A 14,829-nucleotide genomic window follows, 5' to 3' on the forward strand; every position below is an offset into this window, starting at 1 on the left:
ATGTATCGCCCTGGCTGTGCGCTGCTGTTGCTGATGTGTGCGGGCAGCGTGCCCGGGCCATTGTCGGCGGCCACCAGCCAGAGCTTCCAGGTCAGTGCCACCGTCACGCCGGGGTGCCTGGTGGTCGGTGGCGTGTCCAGTTACGGCAGCCTGAATTTCGGCAGCCGTTCGGCATTGGCCACCGGTACGGTGCAAGTGGTGCTGACCGGCGGCGTGCAATTGCAGTGCACGCCTGGGGTGACCCTGAACATGAGTGTCGATGGCGGCCAGTACAACAGCGGTGGGCGGCACATGCAGCTCACCACTGGCAGCAACCGGGTGGCGTACCAGTTGTTTCGCGATGCGGCGTACAGCCAGAGCCTGGGGATCGGCCAAAGCGTGGCGGTGGCCTACAGCGATGCGAACAACATCAGCCTGCCGATCTACGGCCAGGTGCAATTACCGGGCAATCAACCCGGGGGGACATACAGCGATGTGCTGCAGGTGCAGCTGTCGTGGTAACGGGATGATCGGATCATAAGGAGATGGCACATGCATTCACCTTCAGGGCGACTTTCGCTCGTGCGTCACGCGCTGCTGGCGCTGCTGTGGCTGGGGGCGGCCAGGGCACAGGCGGCAAGTTCAGTGCTGATCTGGCCGATCGATCCGGTGCTGGAAGCCGATCAACAGGCCAGCGCCCTGTGGCTGGAGAATCGTGGCAACGAGACCGCCAACCTGCAGATCCGCGTGTTCGCCTGGAGCCAGAGCGGCTTCAGCGATCAGTATCAGAACCAGCGCGACGTGATCGGCAGCCCGCCGGTGGCGAAGATCGAGCCGGGCCAGAAGCAACTGGTGCGTCTGACCCGGACGAAAGAAATCCCCCCGGGGCAGGAACTGGCCTATCGCATCATCATCGATGAAATCCCGTCGGCGAAGCCGCCTGTGGCGGAGGATGGCAAGACCGCCGCGGCGATTCGCTTCCAGATGCGCTATTCGGTGCCGCTGTTCGCCTATGGCGCGGGCCTTTGGAGCAAGGAAGACACCACGCGCCCGCGCGATCCCAAGGGCATTGGCCTGCCGGACCTGAGCTGGCGCACGGTGGCGGTGGACGGGCGGCCTTATGTCGAGGTGCGCAATCAGGGCGCGGTGCACGCGCGATTGACCGATGTGGCGCTCAAGCAGGGCGGCCAGACCAGACCGCTGGTGGAAGGGTTGCTGGGCTATGTGTTGCCGGGCGCCATCATGCGCTGGCCCGCGCCTGGCCCGGTGGCGGGTGAGTCGGGGTTGCAGGTACGGGTCAATGGCGCGGCGCAGGTGCAGAGTATCGCGCCGGCACGCTGAGGTTTAAGCGCTGGGTCAGGCGCTTTTTGTGGCGAGGGAGCTTGCTCCCGCCGGGCTGCGAAGCGGCCCCGAATCCAGAATGCACCTTTTGCCGGGTACACCGCGTCGTATGGATTGGCGACTGCTTCGCAGTCGAGCGGGAGCGAGCTCCCTCGCCACAGTAGACCCTGAAATTGCGCCAAGTCGCGGTCAGGAGTTGTAAGGAGGACAAGGTCCATTGACGGACAAAAAGCGGTAATGAGCCAGGGTAGGGCTCGCAGTTTGCAGCGTCCGTTGTGGGTCGTTGGCTGTGCCTGTTGCCTGGCATTCGTTCATCACGCGCAGGCCGGTGACTTGCCGCCTCCGCCCAGCGGCATGGAGGCTGTTGCCGATGCGCAGCTGTTTCTGGAACTGGTGGTCAACCAGATGAACACCGGACGGGTCGTGGCGGTGGAACAGCGCAACGGGCAGTTCTTCATCCCTGCCAGCGCGTTGCGTGACACCGGCATGAAACTGCCGCCGGACACGGGCGCGGAAGTCGGCCTCGACCAGCTGCCGGGGCTGCACAGCGAGTACGACAGCAACGCTCAGCGGCTGCTGCTCGACGTACCGCCGGACTGGCTGCCCGAGCAGTTCATCGGCCGGCGCGAGGTCTATCCGCGCACCGAGGCGTTGAGCAGTTTCGGCGCCTTGCTCAACTATGACCTGTACCTCAACGACACCGACGATGCCGGCACGTACCTGGCGGCGTGGAACGAGGTCCGGCTGTTTGACAGCTGGGGCACGCTGTCCAATACCGGGCAATATCGCCGCACCCTGTCCGGGGATGAGCTGGGCACGCTGAATAATCGTTACCTGCGCTATGACACCACCTGGCGTTACTCCGACGATGACCGAATGCTGACCTACGAGGCCGGTGACCTGGTCAGCGGCGCCTTGCCCTGGAGCAGTTCGGTTCGCCTGGGCGGGGTGCAGTTGTCGCGGGATTTCGGCGTGCGCCCGGACCTGGTGACCTATCCCTTGCCGCAATTCGCCGGGGAAGCCGCGGTGCCGTCCTCGGTGGACCTGTTCATCAACGGCTACAAATCCAGCAGCGCCGATTTGCAGCCAGGGCCCTACACCCTGACCAATATCCCGTTCATCAACGGTGCCGGCGAAGCCGTGGTGGTGACCACCGACGCACTGGGGCGCCAGGTCTCCACCACCGTGCCGTTCTACGTCACCAGCAGTTTGCTGCAAAAGGGTCTGTCGGACTTTTCCGTGGCGGCGGGCACCCTGCGCCAGGACTACGGCCTGCGGGATTTCAGCTACGGCCCCGGCGTCACCTCCGGCAGCCTGCGTTATGGCCTGAGTGACCATTTCACCCTGGAAAGCCACGCCGAAGCCTCCGATTCCCTGACCCTCGGCGGCATCGGCGGCAACGTGCGCCTGGGCAATTACGGCGTGCTCAACAGCGCCGTCAGCCAAAGCCGTTTCGAAGGCGAAAGCGGGCAGCAACTGAGCCTCGGCTACCAGTACAGCAACCAGCGCTACAGCTTCTCCTGGCAGCGCCTGCAACGGCGCGATCAATACGCGGACCTGACGCTGGTCGACACGCCCTACGTGACCCTCAGCAAGCGCAGTGAACAGGCGACTCTGAGCCTCAACCTCGACGAGTGGGGCAGCCTCGGCGCGGGCTACTTCGACGTGCGCGCGGCGGACGATTCGCGGACCCGACTGCTCAACCTGACGTGGAGCAAACCCTTGTGGCGCAGCACCAGTTTCTACCTGTCGGCCAACCGCGAGATCGGCGACAGCAACTGGGCGGTGCAGGCGCAACTGGTGATTCCGTTCGACCTGCGCGGCAGCCTGGCCATCAGCAGCGAGCGCAGCAAAAGCGGGCAGAGCCAGCAACGGATCAACTACAGCCGCGCCGTACCGACCGAGGGCGGGGTGGGCTTCAATCTCGGCTACGCCAAGGGCGACGGGCCGGATTATCGTCAGGCCGATCTGACCTGGCGCCTGCAATCGGTGCAGTTGCAGGCCGGGGTCTACGGCACGAGCGAGGCTGAACCCGCTGGGCCGATGCCAGCGGTTCGCTGGTGTGGATGGACCGTCAGCTGTTCGCCGCCAATCGCATCGACGATGCATTCGTGGTGGTCAGCACCGATGGCTACGCCGACGTGCCGGTGCGCTACGAAAACCAGCCCGTCGGCCAGACCGATAAAAACGGCCACCTGCTAGTGCCCTGGAGCAGCGCCTACTACCGCGGCAAGTACGAAATCGACCCGTTGAACCTGCCAGCCAACGTGCGCAGCCCGAACGTCGAACAACGCATCGCGGTCAGGCGCGGCAGCGGTTACTTGCTGGAGTTTCCATTGAGCCGAGTGATCGCCGCGAGCATCGTGCTGGTGGACGCCCGGCAGCAGGAACTGCCCCTGGGCAGCGCCGTGGTGCATGAGCAGAGCGGCACGCAGACGGTGGTGGGCTGGGACGGTCTGGTGTACCTGGAGAACCTGCAACAACAGAACGATCTGCGGGTGACACTGGCCGATGGCAAAACCTGTCACGTGCAGTTCAGCGCCGACCTGAAGCAGGATCAGGTGCCCCTGATCGGGCCGTTGGTGTGTCAATGAATGCGCTGAAGATTCTGCTGCCGTTGGCGCTGTGGCTGCCCGGGTCGGCCTGGGCCCTGTGCTCGGTGGTCAGCACGACGCCAGTCGGCTTCGGTTTACTGAGTTCGATTGCCGTGCGCACCACATCGCAACCCGGCTCCACGCTCAATGGCGGCTTGAGCTGCACCGGCTCGTTGCTGACATTGCTGAGCAGCAACGATCACTTCTGGGCCACCGTCACTTCGACGCAAAGCGGTTTGCTCGGGCCCTCCGGCGATGTCATCGGCTACACGATTTACGCCAACAACAGCACCAGCTACCCGCTGACTCGCGGCACCGCTTACGACTTCGCGCGCAACGGCATCATCGATGCACTGGGCCTGCTCGGCGGCACGGTGCCGAAAACCGTGCCGCTGTATTTCGGCACCACCATCGGCAGCAACGTGGCTGCCGGGGTCTACACCGAGACCCTGAGCATTTTCTGGAACTGGAACTATTGCTCGGGCATCGGCGTTGGCGGCCTTTGCCTGGGACGCGACATCGCCAGCGGCACCACGACCCTGACGGTCAACCTGACCGTGGCGAACGACTGCACGATCACCGCGCCGAACATCGCCTTCGGCAGCGCACCGGTGGTCAGCGCCTTTGCTCCTGTGACCGGGCAGACCATCAACCTGGCCTGCACCAAGGGCAGCGCCTACACCGTTGGCCTGAGCGATGGCCAGAACGCCGTCAGTGTCGGCGGGCGGCGGCGGATGATTTCCGGCAGCAATTATCTGGCCTACGACATCTTCAAAAGTGCCGGAACCACGCGTTGGGGAAGTGTGGGCGGCGCGCGCCGGGCCAGCTCGGATGCCGAGATCAATCCGGGGAACGGGTTGGGGACGGGGAGCCAGGTGTTCAACTACAACGCGAAGATTTACACCGACCAGGCCACGCCGCCGGCAGGGACGTATCTGGACAGCGTGGTGCTGGATGTGGGGTTTTGAAGGCAGGCACCCTGATTTTCCAGACGCCCTCGATCCCCTGTAGGAGCGAGCCTGCTCGCGAAAAACGTCCGGGTAACGCGTTCATTCAGACAGGGCGCGTTATCGTTGACGTCCATCGCGAGCAGGCTCGCTCCTACAGGGATATGCGTCGTTTGTGGCAGTGATCTACCGCTCGATACTCCGGTTCCACCGCGCATTCCATTCCGGGCGCTGTTCGTTGACCTGATCCCAATCCACCGCAATCGCCGTCTGCAGGTACTGCTTCATCGCCTCGACCTGGCCACGGGTGCGGTCGCTGGTCGGGGTGTTCGGGTTGGACGGGATCTGGTCGCCATCTTCCAGCGCAGTGGCCTGGGCTTCAGGGGACAGCAGGAAGGCAGCGAGTTTTTGCGCCAGTTCCGGCTGGGTGTTGTTGGCGATGGTGCATTCGGCGACGTTGAGCACCACGGCGCCTTCCTTGGGTTGGGCGTATTCCACCGGCATGCCCTTGAGCTTCAGAGCGGTGACCTGGGTCGGGGTCAGCGGGAACAGCGCGGCTTCGTCGGTCTGGAGCATTTCGGAGATTTTCGCCGAGCTCGGAATGTACTCCAGCACGTTGCGCCCGACGCTGTTCGGCCAGGCCTTGAAGCCCGGTTCGACGTTGGTTTCGCTGCCGCCCTGAATCCGGTTGAACATCAGGAAACCGTGCAGGCCGAAGGTGGAGGACGCCATCGACTGGAACACCACCTTGTCCTTGAAGCGCGGGTCGGCCATGTCCATCCAGGAGGTCGGCGCGCTCCAGCCTTTTTCCTTGAACAGGCGGGTGTTGTAGGCCAGCCCGGTGACGCCGAGGCTGACGGCCACCGCCTGATCCTTGATCCGTCCCTTGGCCGGGATCTGCGCCAGGGTCGGGTTGTCTTCGAGCTTGTCGCACAGGCCCATGCCGATGGCGCGATACATGATTCCGTCGTCGAGGAACATCACGTGCATCTGCGGATTGCCCTTGCTGGCCTGGACCTTGGCCAGGATATCGGCGGAGGTGCCGGGCACGATCACCACCTTGACGTTGTTGGCCTTTTCGAAAGCCGGCAGCACCTTGTCGGCGTAAAGCCGCTCCATGGTCCCGCCGTTCATGCCCAGGTAAAGCGTCGGCTCGGCGTGGGCCGAAGTGACGGCGAGCAGGGCGCTCATGCAGGACAAACCGAGCAGAGCAGTGCGTTTGACGTTATTCATTGGCGACCTTCCTCTATCAAGCTACGGAGATGGACTGAAACCGGGTGATGGAAAACGCATCCAGCGGCGTCTTTGACGCGCCGCTACAGATGATCTCGGTGAGCGCCTGGCCCACCGCCGGGCCGATCTGGAAACCGGCGCCGGCAAAGCCGAACGCATGCAACAGACCGGGTTGGGTACGGCTGTGGCCGATCACCGGCTGGCGATCGGGCAGATAACCTTCGGTGCCGCTCCAGGTACGAATGGCCTGGGCACCTTCAAGAAACGGGTAGAGCTCGACGGCCTGGCGCAGGATTTCCAATACCGCACCTTGACCGGGGCGGGCGCGGGCGTCGTCGAGGGCAAAGCCCTGGCCGCCGCCCAATACGCAATTGCCCCGCGCGACCTGGCGCGCGTAGATGCCGCCGCCTTCGACGCCGGTGCTGGCATCCATCACCAGCGGCAGCGGTTCGGTGACCAGCATCGCCGGGTGCCCGGAATGCATCGGCACCGGCTCGCCGAATTGCGCGGCGAGGGTGCCGGCCCAGGCGCCGGCGCAGTTCAACAGCCAGGGCGCGTGCAGCTCCAGGCCGGTTTGCGTGCGCACGCGAAAGCGCTGGCCGTCGTGCTCCACCGCCGTGACCGCGCATTGTTCGTGTACCTGCACGCCATGGTGCCGCGCCGCCCGGGCAAACGCCGGGGACACAAGCCTGGGGTTGGCGTGGCCGTCATCCGGGCAATACGAGGCACCCACTGCCACCTCGCCGACCCACGGGAAACGTGCGCGCAGCTGCTTGCGATCAAGCACCTGCAAGTCGAGGCCGAAGCCCTGGCTGCTGTCGGCATAGTCCTGCAGGGCATGCAAATCGCTGAGGCTACGTGCGAGTTTGAGGTGACCGCTGCGCTGGTATTCGCCGTCGATGCCGATCAATTGCGGCAGTTGCCCCCAGATGGCGTGAGAGCGTTGCGACAGCGGCAGTTGCGACAACGGTCGGCCCTGACGGCGCACGCCGCCATAGTTCACGCCGCTGGAATGCGAACCGCAGAAGTCCCGTTCCAGCAGCACCACGCGCCGGCCGGCCATGCCGAGAAACAGCGCCGCCGAAGCGCCGACGATGCCGCCGCCAATGATCACTGCGTCGACTTCGATCATGCTTCGATCTCCAGGCCAAAAGGCAGCGGCTTGATCGGCGCCTGGGCCCGCAGCCGCCCGATCTCGGACACCGCGCGATGGCTCTGGCAGGCAATGATTTCCGCGGCGGCGGCGCCGCACATGCGGCCCTGGCAGCGACCCATGCCGACCCGGCAATGGGCCTTGACCCGATTGATTTCCCAGTGGCCTTCGCGCACCACCTGGCGAATGTCACCGGCGCGGACCTCTTCGCAGCGGCAGACCATCACGTCGTCGGCGATTTCGGCGGCCCAGCCCTCGGGGAAGGCAAAGGCGCGCTCCAGGCCCTGGCGAAAATCGCCGATGCGTTGCAGTGCCTGTTCCAGTTGCTCGGCACGTTCTGGCGGGATCAGGTAGCCGATGTCTTCCAGCAGCGCCAGGGCGGCACGCTCGCCGGCCATTTCCGCGGCGTCGGCGCCCATGATCCCTGCGCCGTCACCGGCCAGGTAGACCTCGGCGACGCTGCTGCGCCCGGCATCGTCCCGTTGCGGCAGCCAGGCGCGGTTGAGCGGGTTCCAGGCGAATTCGCAGCCGAGCAGGTCGGCGAGCTGGGTTTCGCTGCGCAGGCCGTGGGCGAAGGCGACGGCATCGCAGTCCAGTCGGTGCTGGTTTTTTGCGTCGCACCAGGACAGCGCTTGTACGCGGTCCGTACCCTCGACGGTTTTCAGGGTTGCCCCTTGATGCACCGGGATGCCATGGGCGGTGAGCCAGCCTCGGTAATAGATGCCTTTGGCCAGTGTGGCAGGTTGCGCCAGCAGGCCGGGCAGGGCGCGGGCCTGGGCGCTGAAGGGTGAGCTGTCGAGCACCGCGACCACCTTCGCCCCGGCCTTGGCGTACTGATAGGCAACCAGGTACAGCAACGGACCGCTGCCGGCGAACACCACGCGCTCGCCGATGGCGCAGCCCTGGAACTTCAGGGCGATCTGCGCCGCGCCGAGGCTGTAGACGCCGGGCAGGGTCCAGCCGGGCACCGGCAGAATCCGGTCGGTGGCGCCGGTGGCGACGATCACCCGGGAAAACTCCAGCCGCGCGGCACACCCCTCGTGCAAGGTGTCGAGGGCACCGTCCTCGGCGTTCCACACCAGCGTGTCGGGGCGATAGTCGAGCTGCTCGCGCAGCTCGTCGATGGTCTGGTGCAGGGCGTTGGCCTTGCGTGCTTCGAAGCCATACAACTTGACCGGCGAGCGTTTGAAATTGGCCGGCTGGCGCCGATAAATCTGCCCGCCACCGCGCGCGGCTTCATCCAGCAACACCGGAGTGACACCGTGGCTCACCAGCGTCTGCGCGGCACGAATACCAGCGGGACCGGCACCGATGATGACGACAGGCTTCATGCGCACCTCATTTCTGATGGACACAAAGTCCCTGTGGGAGCGAGCTTGCTTGCGATGAGGGCGGCACAGGCAATATCGGTGGTGACAGACAGACCGCTATCGCGAGCAAGCTCGCTCCTACAGTGGATCGGTGATTGCCGGAGTTTTTGTGGTCGACGCAGCCCCCCTGTGGGAGCGAGCTTGCTCGCGATGACGGCGGCACAGGCAATATCGGTGGTGACAGACAGACCGCTATCGCGAGCAGGCTCGCTCCTACAGTGGATCGGTGATTGCCGCAGTTTTTGTGGTCGACGCAGACCCCCTGTAGGAGCGAGCTTGCTCGCGATGAGGGCGGCACAGGCAACAACAGTGGTGGCTGACAGACCGCTATCGCGAGCAAGCTCGCTCCTACAGTGGATCGGTGATTGCCGCAGTTTTTGTGGTCGACGCAGAACCCCTGTAGGAGCGAGCTTGCTCGCGATGACGGCGGCACAGGCAATATCGGTGGTGACAGACAGACCGCTATCGCGAGCAGGCTCGCTCCCACAGGGGATCGGTGATTGCCGCATTTTTTGTGGTCGACGCAGAACCCCTGTAGGAGCGAGCTTGCTCGCGATGACGGCGGCACAGGCGATATCGGTGGTGACAGGCAGACCGCTATCGCGAGCAAGCTCGCTCCCACAGGGGATCGGGTTTGTGCAGATGGAATTCAGGTTCATATCGATCGCCCCGGCTCGCGGTTGATCTGTTGTCCGGCTTCAAGCAGGGTCGAGCAGGCGCGCACCCGGCGGCCGTCGCCCAGGCGAACCCAGCAGTCCTGGCAGGCGCCCATCAGGCAGAAGCCGGCGCGGGGTTCGGCGCTGAAGTCGCTGCCGCGCAGGTGTTCGCTGCTGGTCAACACCGCCGTCAGCACGGTGTCGCCCAGCAAACCGCGGGCGGGTTGGCCGTCGAGGGTAAAGTCCAGGGCCGGGCGGTCGCCTTCGGCCAGTCGTTTCAGCAGAGCCATGGCGCCCTCATTGTTTGCCCACCAGGACCCGATCCAGGCCGTAGACCCGATCGAGCAGAATCATGGTCAGCGCGGTCAGCGCGATCACCAGTGCCGACACCGCTGCCATCATCGGATCGATGGACTCGGTGGCGTAGACGTACATGCGTACCGGCAAGGTCTGCGTGGCCGGCGAGGTGACGAAGATCGACAGCGTGACTTCGTCGAAACTGTTGATGAACGCCAGCAGCCAGCCCCCGGCGACCCCCGGCAGAATCATCGGCAGGGTGATCTGGCGAAACAGCGTGAAGCGCCCGGCCCCCAACGATTGCGCGGCGTGTTCGGCACTGCGGTCCAGGCCGATGGCCGAGGCCAGCACCAGCCGCAGCACGTACGGGGTGATCACCAGCACATGGGCGAAGATCAGCCAGGCGAAGCTTCCGTTGACCCCCATCAGCGCGAACAGGCGCAGCAACGCCACCCCCAGCACCAGGTGCGGAATGATGATCGGCGACAGAAACAGCCCGTTGAAGAAACCCCGGCCGGGGAATTCGAAGCGGGTGATCGCCAGCGCCGCCGGCACCGCGATCAAGGTGGCCAGCGAGGCCGCGCTGAACGCCAGGATCAGGCTGTTGTAGAACGCATCGACAAAGTCGGCACGCTCGAACACGGCGCGGAACCAGCGCAGGGAAAAATTACTGGTCGGAAGGCTCAGGGTGTTCTCCGGGGTGAAGGCGACAAGGCACACCACCACCAGCGGCGCAAGCATGAACACCACCACCAGCGCATGAAAAAACAGGGCGAAAGGACCGTTCCTGGACATGGCGAATTACCCCAATGACTTCTTGTAGCGGCCTTCGATCATGCGGTTCCACGACAGCATGATCAGCAGGTTGATGAGCAACAGGGCGACGGCGATGGCGGCACCCATGGGCCAGTTGAGTTCCGACAGGTACTGGTCGTAGATCAGCGTGGCGACCATCTTCAGGCGGCGTCCGCCGAGCAGACCGGGAATGGCGAAGGAGCTGGCGGCGAGGCCGAACACGATCAGGGTGCCGGAGAGGATCCCCGGCATGATCTGCGGCAACACCACCTGGCGTATCACCGTGAAGTGGCTGGCGCCCAGCGACATCGCAGCCTGCGGGCCTGCCGGATCGAGCTTCTGCAACGAGGTCCAGACCGGAATGATCATGAACGGCAGCATCACGTGCACCAGCGCAATCACCACGGCGAACGGCGTGTACAACAGCTTCATCGGCGAGCCGCCGAGGGCTTGCAGCACCTGGTTGACCAGGCCGTCGGCACCGAGCAACAGGCTCCAGCCGAAGGCGCGCACCACCACCGAAATCAGCAGCGGGGTGAGGATCAGAATCAGGAAGATCGAGCGCCACGGGGTGCCCATGCGGCTGAGGATGTAGGCCTCGGGCACGCCGATCAGCACGCAGAGCACCGTGGTCAGCGCGCTGATCCACAGGGTGCGCAGGAAGATCTCGTAGAAGTACGGATCGCCCAGCAGGCTGCCGTAATGCTCGGCGGTATAGGCATCGGCGTTGATGCCCGAGCCGTAGTCGAAGACGTTGAACGACAGCACCAGGGTCAGCAACAGCGGAATCACCAGCAGACTGACGTACAGCGCCAGGGCCGGTGCCGACAGCCAGTAACCCTGGCGCCCCTGGCGGATGGCGGCGAGGGTGCTCATGCCGTCACCTCATCGATGCTCAGCACCCGCAAGAGTGTCGCATCCCAATCCAGGCCTACTGCCGTGCCTTCGTTCAGCGGCGCCGAGCCGTCGTTGCGACGCACCACGCACAGCTCGCCGAGACTCGTCGACACGCCGTACAGCCACTGGCTGCCGAGGAAGAAGCGGCTGCTGATTTTGCCTTGCAGGCGACCGGCACCCGCCTCACGCAGATCGATCTTTTCCGGGCGCAGGCTCAGGGTCAGCTCACCGGCGCCATAGGTGCACACCTGCACCACGCCAGCGTTGTCGCGTTCGCCGGGCAGCAGATTGGCCTTGCCGACGAAGCCGGAGATGAACTCGGTGCGCGGGTGTTCGTAGAGGGTGTAAGGCGCGTCGATTTGAGTGATGCGCCCGGCCTGCATCACCACCACGCGGTCGCTGATCGACAGGGCTTCGGACTGGTCGTGGGTGACCATCAGCGTGGTGATGCCCACTTCACGCTGGATGCGGCGGATCTCGAATTGCATCTCTTCGCGCAGGTTGGCGTCGAGGTTGGACAGCGGTTCATCGAGCAGCAGCACCGGCGGCTGGATCACCAGCGCTCGGGCCAGGGCGACACGCTGGCGCTGGCCACCGGACAACTCCCGTGGATAACGCTCGGCGTGCTGGTGCAGGCGCACCAGTTTGAGTACCCGATCCACCCGCTGCTGGATTTCGGCGTTCGGCACCTTGCGCATGCGCAGGCCGAAGGCAACGTTGTCCTTGACGGTCATGTGCGGGAACAGTGCATAGCTCTGGAACACCACGCCCAGGCCTCGGCTGGCGGGCTTGGCGTGGGTGATGTCGCGACCGTCCAGCACGATGCGCCCGCTGGTGACTTCGACGAAGCCGGCGATCATTTGCAGGGTGGTGGTCTTGCCGCATCCGGAGGGGCCGAGCAGGGAAACGAATTCACCTTTCTCGACCGAAAGATCAGTGGCTACCACGGCGTCGATTTCACCGTAGCGTTTGCCAAGTTTCTGAAGTTGCAAAAAAGCCATGACTGCGCCTCCACCTGAGATTGTTATGCGCAGCCTGGGGCGCGCTTTTTTGTATGGGCAGATACGAAAAAATGTTTGCGGGGTGCGTTGGCGCTCGACTTGAGTCGGCTGCCGCTGTTGTTCGAATCGCCCCTGTCTGGACGCAGATTAGGACGAAGACTAGGATGGGCTCAATGACCTATTTCACTGAATCGATGACTATTTTCAGTTTCATTCGGTGAGTAAATTAATCATAGGGAAATCCCATGTCAGATTCCATTGAGCGGAATGAAAACAAAAATGAAGTTGGTGTGGGCGCCGTCTCGCGGCTGTTTGCCGTGTTGCGGGCGCTGGGCGACACGGTCGAGGGCGGCGAGCGGGTGACGCAGCTGGCGCAACAGATCGGTTTGTCGCAGCCGACGACCCATCGCTTGCTGCGCAGCCTGATGGACGAGGGCATGGTCGAGCAGGACGCGCGCAGCAAGCGCTACCGCCTGAGCCTTGATTTCTTCGCCCTCGCTGCCCGTGCAGGCAATAGCGGCAACCTGCGCGAACTGGTGCGCCCGTCGCTGCTGCGGCTGTCGGCGTCCCTGGGGGATTCGCTGTTTCTACTGGCGCGCAGCGGCTTCGATGCGATCTGCCTGGATCGCAGTGAAGGGCCGTTTCCGATCCGTACCTTTACCGGTGACATCGGCGGGCGGGTGGCGCTGGGCGTGGGCCAGGGCAGCCTGGCGATCCTGGCGTTCCTGCCGGAGGAAGAGCGCGACACGGTGATCCACTACAACTTGCCGCGGCTCAAGGATTTCCATCTGTATGACGAGGTTTTCCTGCGCTCGGAAGTCGAGAATGTGCGCAAGCTCGGCTACGCCGGACGCAACACCGGGGTGTTGCAGGGCATGGCCGGGGTGGCGGTGCCGATCCTCGACCGCGAAGGCCGGGCGGTGGCGGCGCTGAGCGTGGCGACCGTGACCGATCGCCTGGGCCCGGATCGCCTGCCGACGGTGGTGGAGATGCTCAAGCGCGAAGCGGCGTCGATCGGGCCGAGGATCAATCCGTTCGATCCGTTGTTGCGGCGGCCTTCGCAGGTGTTCGGCCAGAATTGAAATCTACACAAATCCCCTGTGGGAGCGAGCCTGCTCGCGATTGCGGTGTGCCAGGCAACATAAATGTCGACTGACACTCCGTCATCGCGAGCAGGCTCGCTCCCACAGGGGAGGACGGTGATCAGAATCGAGTGGTTTGTCTCAACATCCGCGCCGCCGGCGTATCCGTCGGGCTGACCATCGCATAGTTGTAGCCGCCACCCGACCAGTACTCGGCCTGCAAGCCACCGTCGCTGCGACTGCCCCTTGGCAGCATGAAGTTCTTCGGTCCCGGCGGGCGCACGTAGAAGCTGATCTTGTTGCCGCCCTGGTTCTCGTACACCACCATTGCCGCCGGCCCCTGTTCGGTGCTGAGCAGGCGGCCGCTCACCGGTTTGAACCCGGCGCCGCTCAGGTCCGGCAGGCGATTGGCCTGGGTGAAATAGCGGTCGAGCCAACCCTGCATGTCACCGTTTTCGCCGGCCTTGTAGTCCGCCGGCAACAGCCCCTGCTCGGCAATCAGGCGGTAAGCCTGCATCGCATCGGCCATCGGTTGCGCGGTGCTGAGCAGGGTCATTTCCCGGGCCTGCCAGCCGCTGAAACCACCCACGCTGACGGCGATCAGCAGCACGGCGGCGCTGGCCAGGTGGCGTCGGGACTGGCTCTTGAGGCGTCGGCGGATCTGCAGCGGATCGAGGTCTGGATTGGCCGGTTGCTGCAAGGCGCCGCTCAGGGCCGCGCGCAGTTGCTGGGCGTCCTGTTGCCAGGCCCGTACCTGTGCAGCTGTCTGCGGATTGCTGGCGAGAAAGGTTTCCACGAGTTGTCGGTCGGCATCGCTGAGTTGATGGTCGACATAAGCGTGCAGGTCGCGCTCGCTGGGGGGCATGCTGATCATTTGAGTCTCCGCAGGGCAGGGCGGGTGATTTCGCCATCGCTGAGTTGGCGCAGGGCCTGACGGGCCCGGGACAGGCGGGACATCACGGTGCCGGTGGGTACGTCGAGAATCTCGGCGACCTCTTTGTAACTCAGGCCTTCCACCGACACCCACAGCAGCAGCGCGCGCTGTTCGGTGGGTAGCTGGTCGAAGGCATTGAGGGTCGATTGGGCGATGACGGTACGTTCCACCGAAGGCTGCGCATCATCGCGCCCGGTAAAGAATTCGAGCATCCGTGCATAGCGCCGGGAGCGGCGGTGAGCGTCGAGAAACTGTCGATACAGAATCGCGAACAACCAGGCGCGCAAGTCGCCTTCGGGACGTTTATCGCCCCAACTCGACAACGCCCGCTCCAGACACGACTGCACCAGATCGTCGGCGCTGCTGGAATTGCGCGTCAGCGATACGGCGAAGCGGCGCAATCTGGGAATGATTTCTCTCAGTTGTTCGTCGATATCGTTCATGAATTTCTGGTTACTCACTACGCTTTGAACCAGGAAGACGCCCGGCATTCGAGGTTATTCCACGCCCGAAAAAATAAATACCGGGCGATGGAATAAACCGCCGTGGG

Annotated in this window: 13 protein-coding genes and 1 pseudogene; 5 read left to right on the forward strand and 9 right to left on the reverse strand. The window is 64.2% G+C overall.

What is annotated here, in order from left to right:
* From ABTV29_RS10215 to ABTV29_RS10230, 4 genes and pseudogenes are all read left to right on the forward strand, one after another.
* The gene (locus tag ABTV29_RS10215; RefSeq protein WP_433769951.1) at positions 1-501 is read left to right on the forward strand and encodes a Csu type fimbrial protein; all 501 of its coding nucleotides are present in this window, start codon (positions 1-3) and stop codon (positions 499-501) included.
* A gap of 30 nt (positions 502-531) precedes the next feature.
* Positions 532-1,320, forward strand: coding sequence for a fimbrial biogenesis chaperone (locus ABTV29_RS10220; protein ID WP_433769952.1), 789 nt, complete (start codon positions 532-534; stop codon positions 1,318-1,320).
* Between the two features lie 237 nt (positions 1,321-1,557).
* A pseudogene (locus ABTV29_RS10225) lies at positions 1,558-3,914 on the forward strand (fimbria/pilus outer membrane usher protein).
* Positions 3,911-4,882, forward strand: coding sequence for a Csu type fimbrial protein (locus ABTV29_RS10230; RefSeq protein WP_433769953.1), 972 nt, complete (start codon positions 3,911-3,913; stop codon positions 4,880-4,882). The pseudogene ABTV29_RS10225 and the gene ABTV29_RS10230 overlap by 4 nt, the downstream one beginning before the upstream one ends.
* Positions 4,883-5,047: 165 nt before the next feature.
* Here ABTV29_RS10230 and ABTV29_RS10235 read toward each other — a convergent pair whose 3' ends face one another.
* The 7 genes from ABTV29_RS10235 to ABTV29_RS10265 all read right to left on the reverse strand — a co-directional run bounded on the left by ABTV29_RS10235 (position 5,048) and on the right by ABTV29_RS10265 (position 12,263).
* Positions 5,048-6,094, reverse strand: a complete 1,047-nt coding sequence (locus tag ABTV29_RS10235; RefSeq protein WP_433769954.1) for an ABC transporter substrate-binding protein — start codon at positions 6,092-6,094, stop codon at positions 5,048-5,050.
* 16 nt (positions 6,095-6,110) lie between these two features.
* Positions 6,111-7,226: an NAD(P)/FAD-dependent oxidoreductase gene (locus ABTV29_RS10240; protein WP_433769955.1), complete on the reverse strand. Its 1,116-nt coding sequence runs from the start codon at positions 7,224-7,226 to the stop codon at positions 6,111-6,113.
* Positions 7,223-8,578, reverse strand: a complete 1,356-nt coding sequence (locus ABTV29_RS10245) for an FAD-dependent oxidoreductase (protein ID WP_433769956.1) — start codon at positions 8,576-8,578, stop codon at positions 7,223-7,225. Before ABTV29_RS10245 ends, ABTV29_RS10240 begins: the two co-directional genes overlap by 4 nt.
* A gap of 694 nt (positions 8,579-9,272) precedes the next feature.
* Positions 9,273-9,563, reverse strand: a complete 291-nt coding sequence (locus tag ABTV29_RS10250) for a (2Fe-2S)-binding protein (protein ID WP_433769957.1) — start codon at positions 9,561-9,563, stop codon at positions 9,273-9,275.
* Positions 9,564-9,570: 7 nt separating this feature from the next.
* Positions 9,571-10,365 carry an ABC transporter permease gene (locus tag ABTV29_RS10255; protein ID WP_433769958.1) on the reverse strand — a complete coding sequence of 265 codons (795 nt, stop codon included), beginning with the start codon at positions 10,363-10,365 and terminating at the stop codon, positions 9,571-9,573.
* Between the two features lie 6 nt (positions 10,366-10,371).
* Complete coding sequence (locus tag ABTV29_RS10260) at positions 10,372-11,241, reverse strand: ABC transporter permease (RefSeq protein WP_433769959.1); 870 nt, start codon at positions 11,239-11,241, stop codon at positions 10,372-10,374.
* Positions 11,238-12,263 (reverse strand): ABC transporter ATP-binding protein, encoded by a 1,026-nt coding sequence (locus ABTV29_RS10265; protein ID WP_433769960.1) that lies wholly within the window; start codon positions 12,261-12,263, stop codon positions 11,238-11,240. The genes ABTV29_RS10260 and ABTV29_RS10265 overlap by 4 nt, the downstream gene beginning before the upstream one ends.
* 245 nt (positions 12,264-12,508) lie before the next feature.
* Here ABTV29_RS10265 and ABTV29_RS10270 point away from each other — a divergent pair, with 245 nt between their 5' ends.
* A complete protein-coding gene (locus ABTV29_RS10270) occupies positions 12,509-13,345 on the forward strand; it encodes an IclR family transcriptional regulator (protein ID WP_433769961.1) in 837 nt (278 codons plus the stop codon).
* A gap of 121 nt (positions 13,346-13,466) precedes the next feature.
* Here the strand turns inward: ABTV29_RS10270 and ABTV29_RS10275 are convergent, their stop codons facing one another.
* Positions 13,467-14,219, reverse strand: a complete 753-nt coding sequence (locus ABTV29_RS10275; protein ID WP_433769962.1) for an anti-sigma factor family protein — start codon at positions 14,217-14,219, stop codon at positions 13,467-13,469.
* On the reverse strand, positions 14,216-14,722 hold the full coding sequence (locus tag ABTV29_RS10280) for a sigma-70 family RNA polymerase sigma factor (RefSeq protein WP_128607806.1): 507 nt from the start codon (positions 14,720-14,722) through the stop codon (positions 14,216-14,218). The genes ABTV29_RS10275 and ABTV29_RS10280 overlap by 4 nt, the downstream gene beginning before the upstream one ends.
* Between the last annotated feature and the right edge of the window lie 107 nt (positions 14,723-14,829).

The sequence above is a fragment of the Pseudomonas putida genome (assembly GCF_050989985.1).
In the GTDB taxonomy this organism is placed as follows: domain Bacteria; phylum Pseudomonadota; class Gammaproteobacteria; order Pseudomonadales; family Pseudomonadaceae; genus Aquipseudomonas; species Aquipseudomonas putida_AI.

What these genes read in the sequence shown, in the direction of transcription:
- ABTV29_RS10265 (WP_433769960.1), bottom strand. Translation starts at nt 12,263, where the DNA reads ATGGCTTTTTTGCAACTTCAGAAACTTGGCAAACGCTACGGTGAAATC.
- ABTV29_RS10280 (WP_128607806.1), bottom strand. Translation starts at nt 14,722, where the DNA reads ATGAACGATATCGACGAACAACTGAGAGAAATCATTCCCAGATTGCGC.
- ABTV29_RS10240 (WP_433769955.1), bottom strand. Translation starts at nt 7,226, where the DNA reads ATGATCGAAGTCGACGCAGTGATCATTGGCGGCGGCATCGTCGGCGCT.
- ABTV29_RS10250 (WP_433769957.1), bottom strand. Translation starts at nt 9,563, where the DNA reads ATGGCTCTGCTGAAACGACTGGCCGAAGGCGACCGCCCGGCCCTGGAC.
- ABTV29_RS10255 (WP_433769958.1), bottom strand. Translation starts at nt 10,365, where the DNA reads ATGTCCAGGAACGGTCCTTTCGCCCTGTTTTTTCATGCGCTGGTGGTG.
- ABTV29_RS10215 (WP_433769951.1), top strand. Translation starts at nt 1, where the DNA reads ATGTATCGCCCTGGCTGTGCGCTGCTGTTGCTGATGTGTGCGGGCAGC.
- ABTV29_RS10220 (WP_433769952.1), top strand. Translation starts at nt 532, where the DNA reads ATGCATTCACCTTCAGGGCGACTTTCGCTCGTGCGTCACGCGCTGCTG.
- ABTV29_RS10235 (WP_433769954.1), bottom strand. Translation starts at nt 6,094, where the DNA reads ATGAATAACGTCAAACGCACTGCTCTGCTCGGTTTGTCCTGCATGAGC.
- ABTV29_RS10270 (WP_433769961.1), top strand. Translation starts at nt 12,509, where the DNA reads ATGTCAGATTCCATTGAGCGGAATGAAAACAAAAATGAAGTTGGTGTG.
- ABTV29_RS10230 (WP_433769953.1), top strand. Translation starts at nt 3,911, where the DNA reads ATGAATGCGCTGAAGATTCTGCTGCCGTTGGCGCTGTGGCTGCCCGGG.
- ABTV29_RS10245 (WP_433769956.1), bottom strand. Translation starts at nt 8,578, where the DNA reads ATGAAGCCTGTCGTCATCATCGGTGCCGGTCCCGCTGGTATTCGTGCC.
- ABTV29_RS10275 (WP_433769962.1), bottom strand. Translation starts at nt 14,219, where the DNA reads ATGATCAGCATGCCCCCCAGCGAGCGCGACCTGCACGCTTATGTCGAC.
- ABTV29_RS10260 (WP_433769959.1), bottom strand. Translation starts at nt 11,241, where the DNA reads ATGAGCACCCTCGCCGCCATCCGCCAGGGGCGCCAGGGTTACTGGCTG.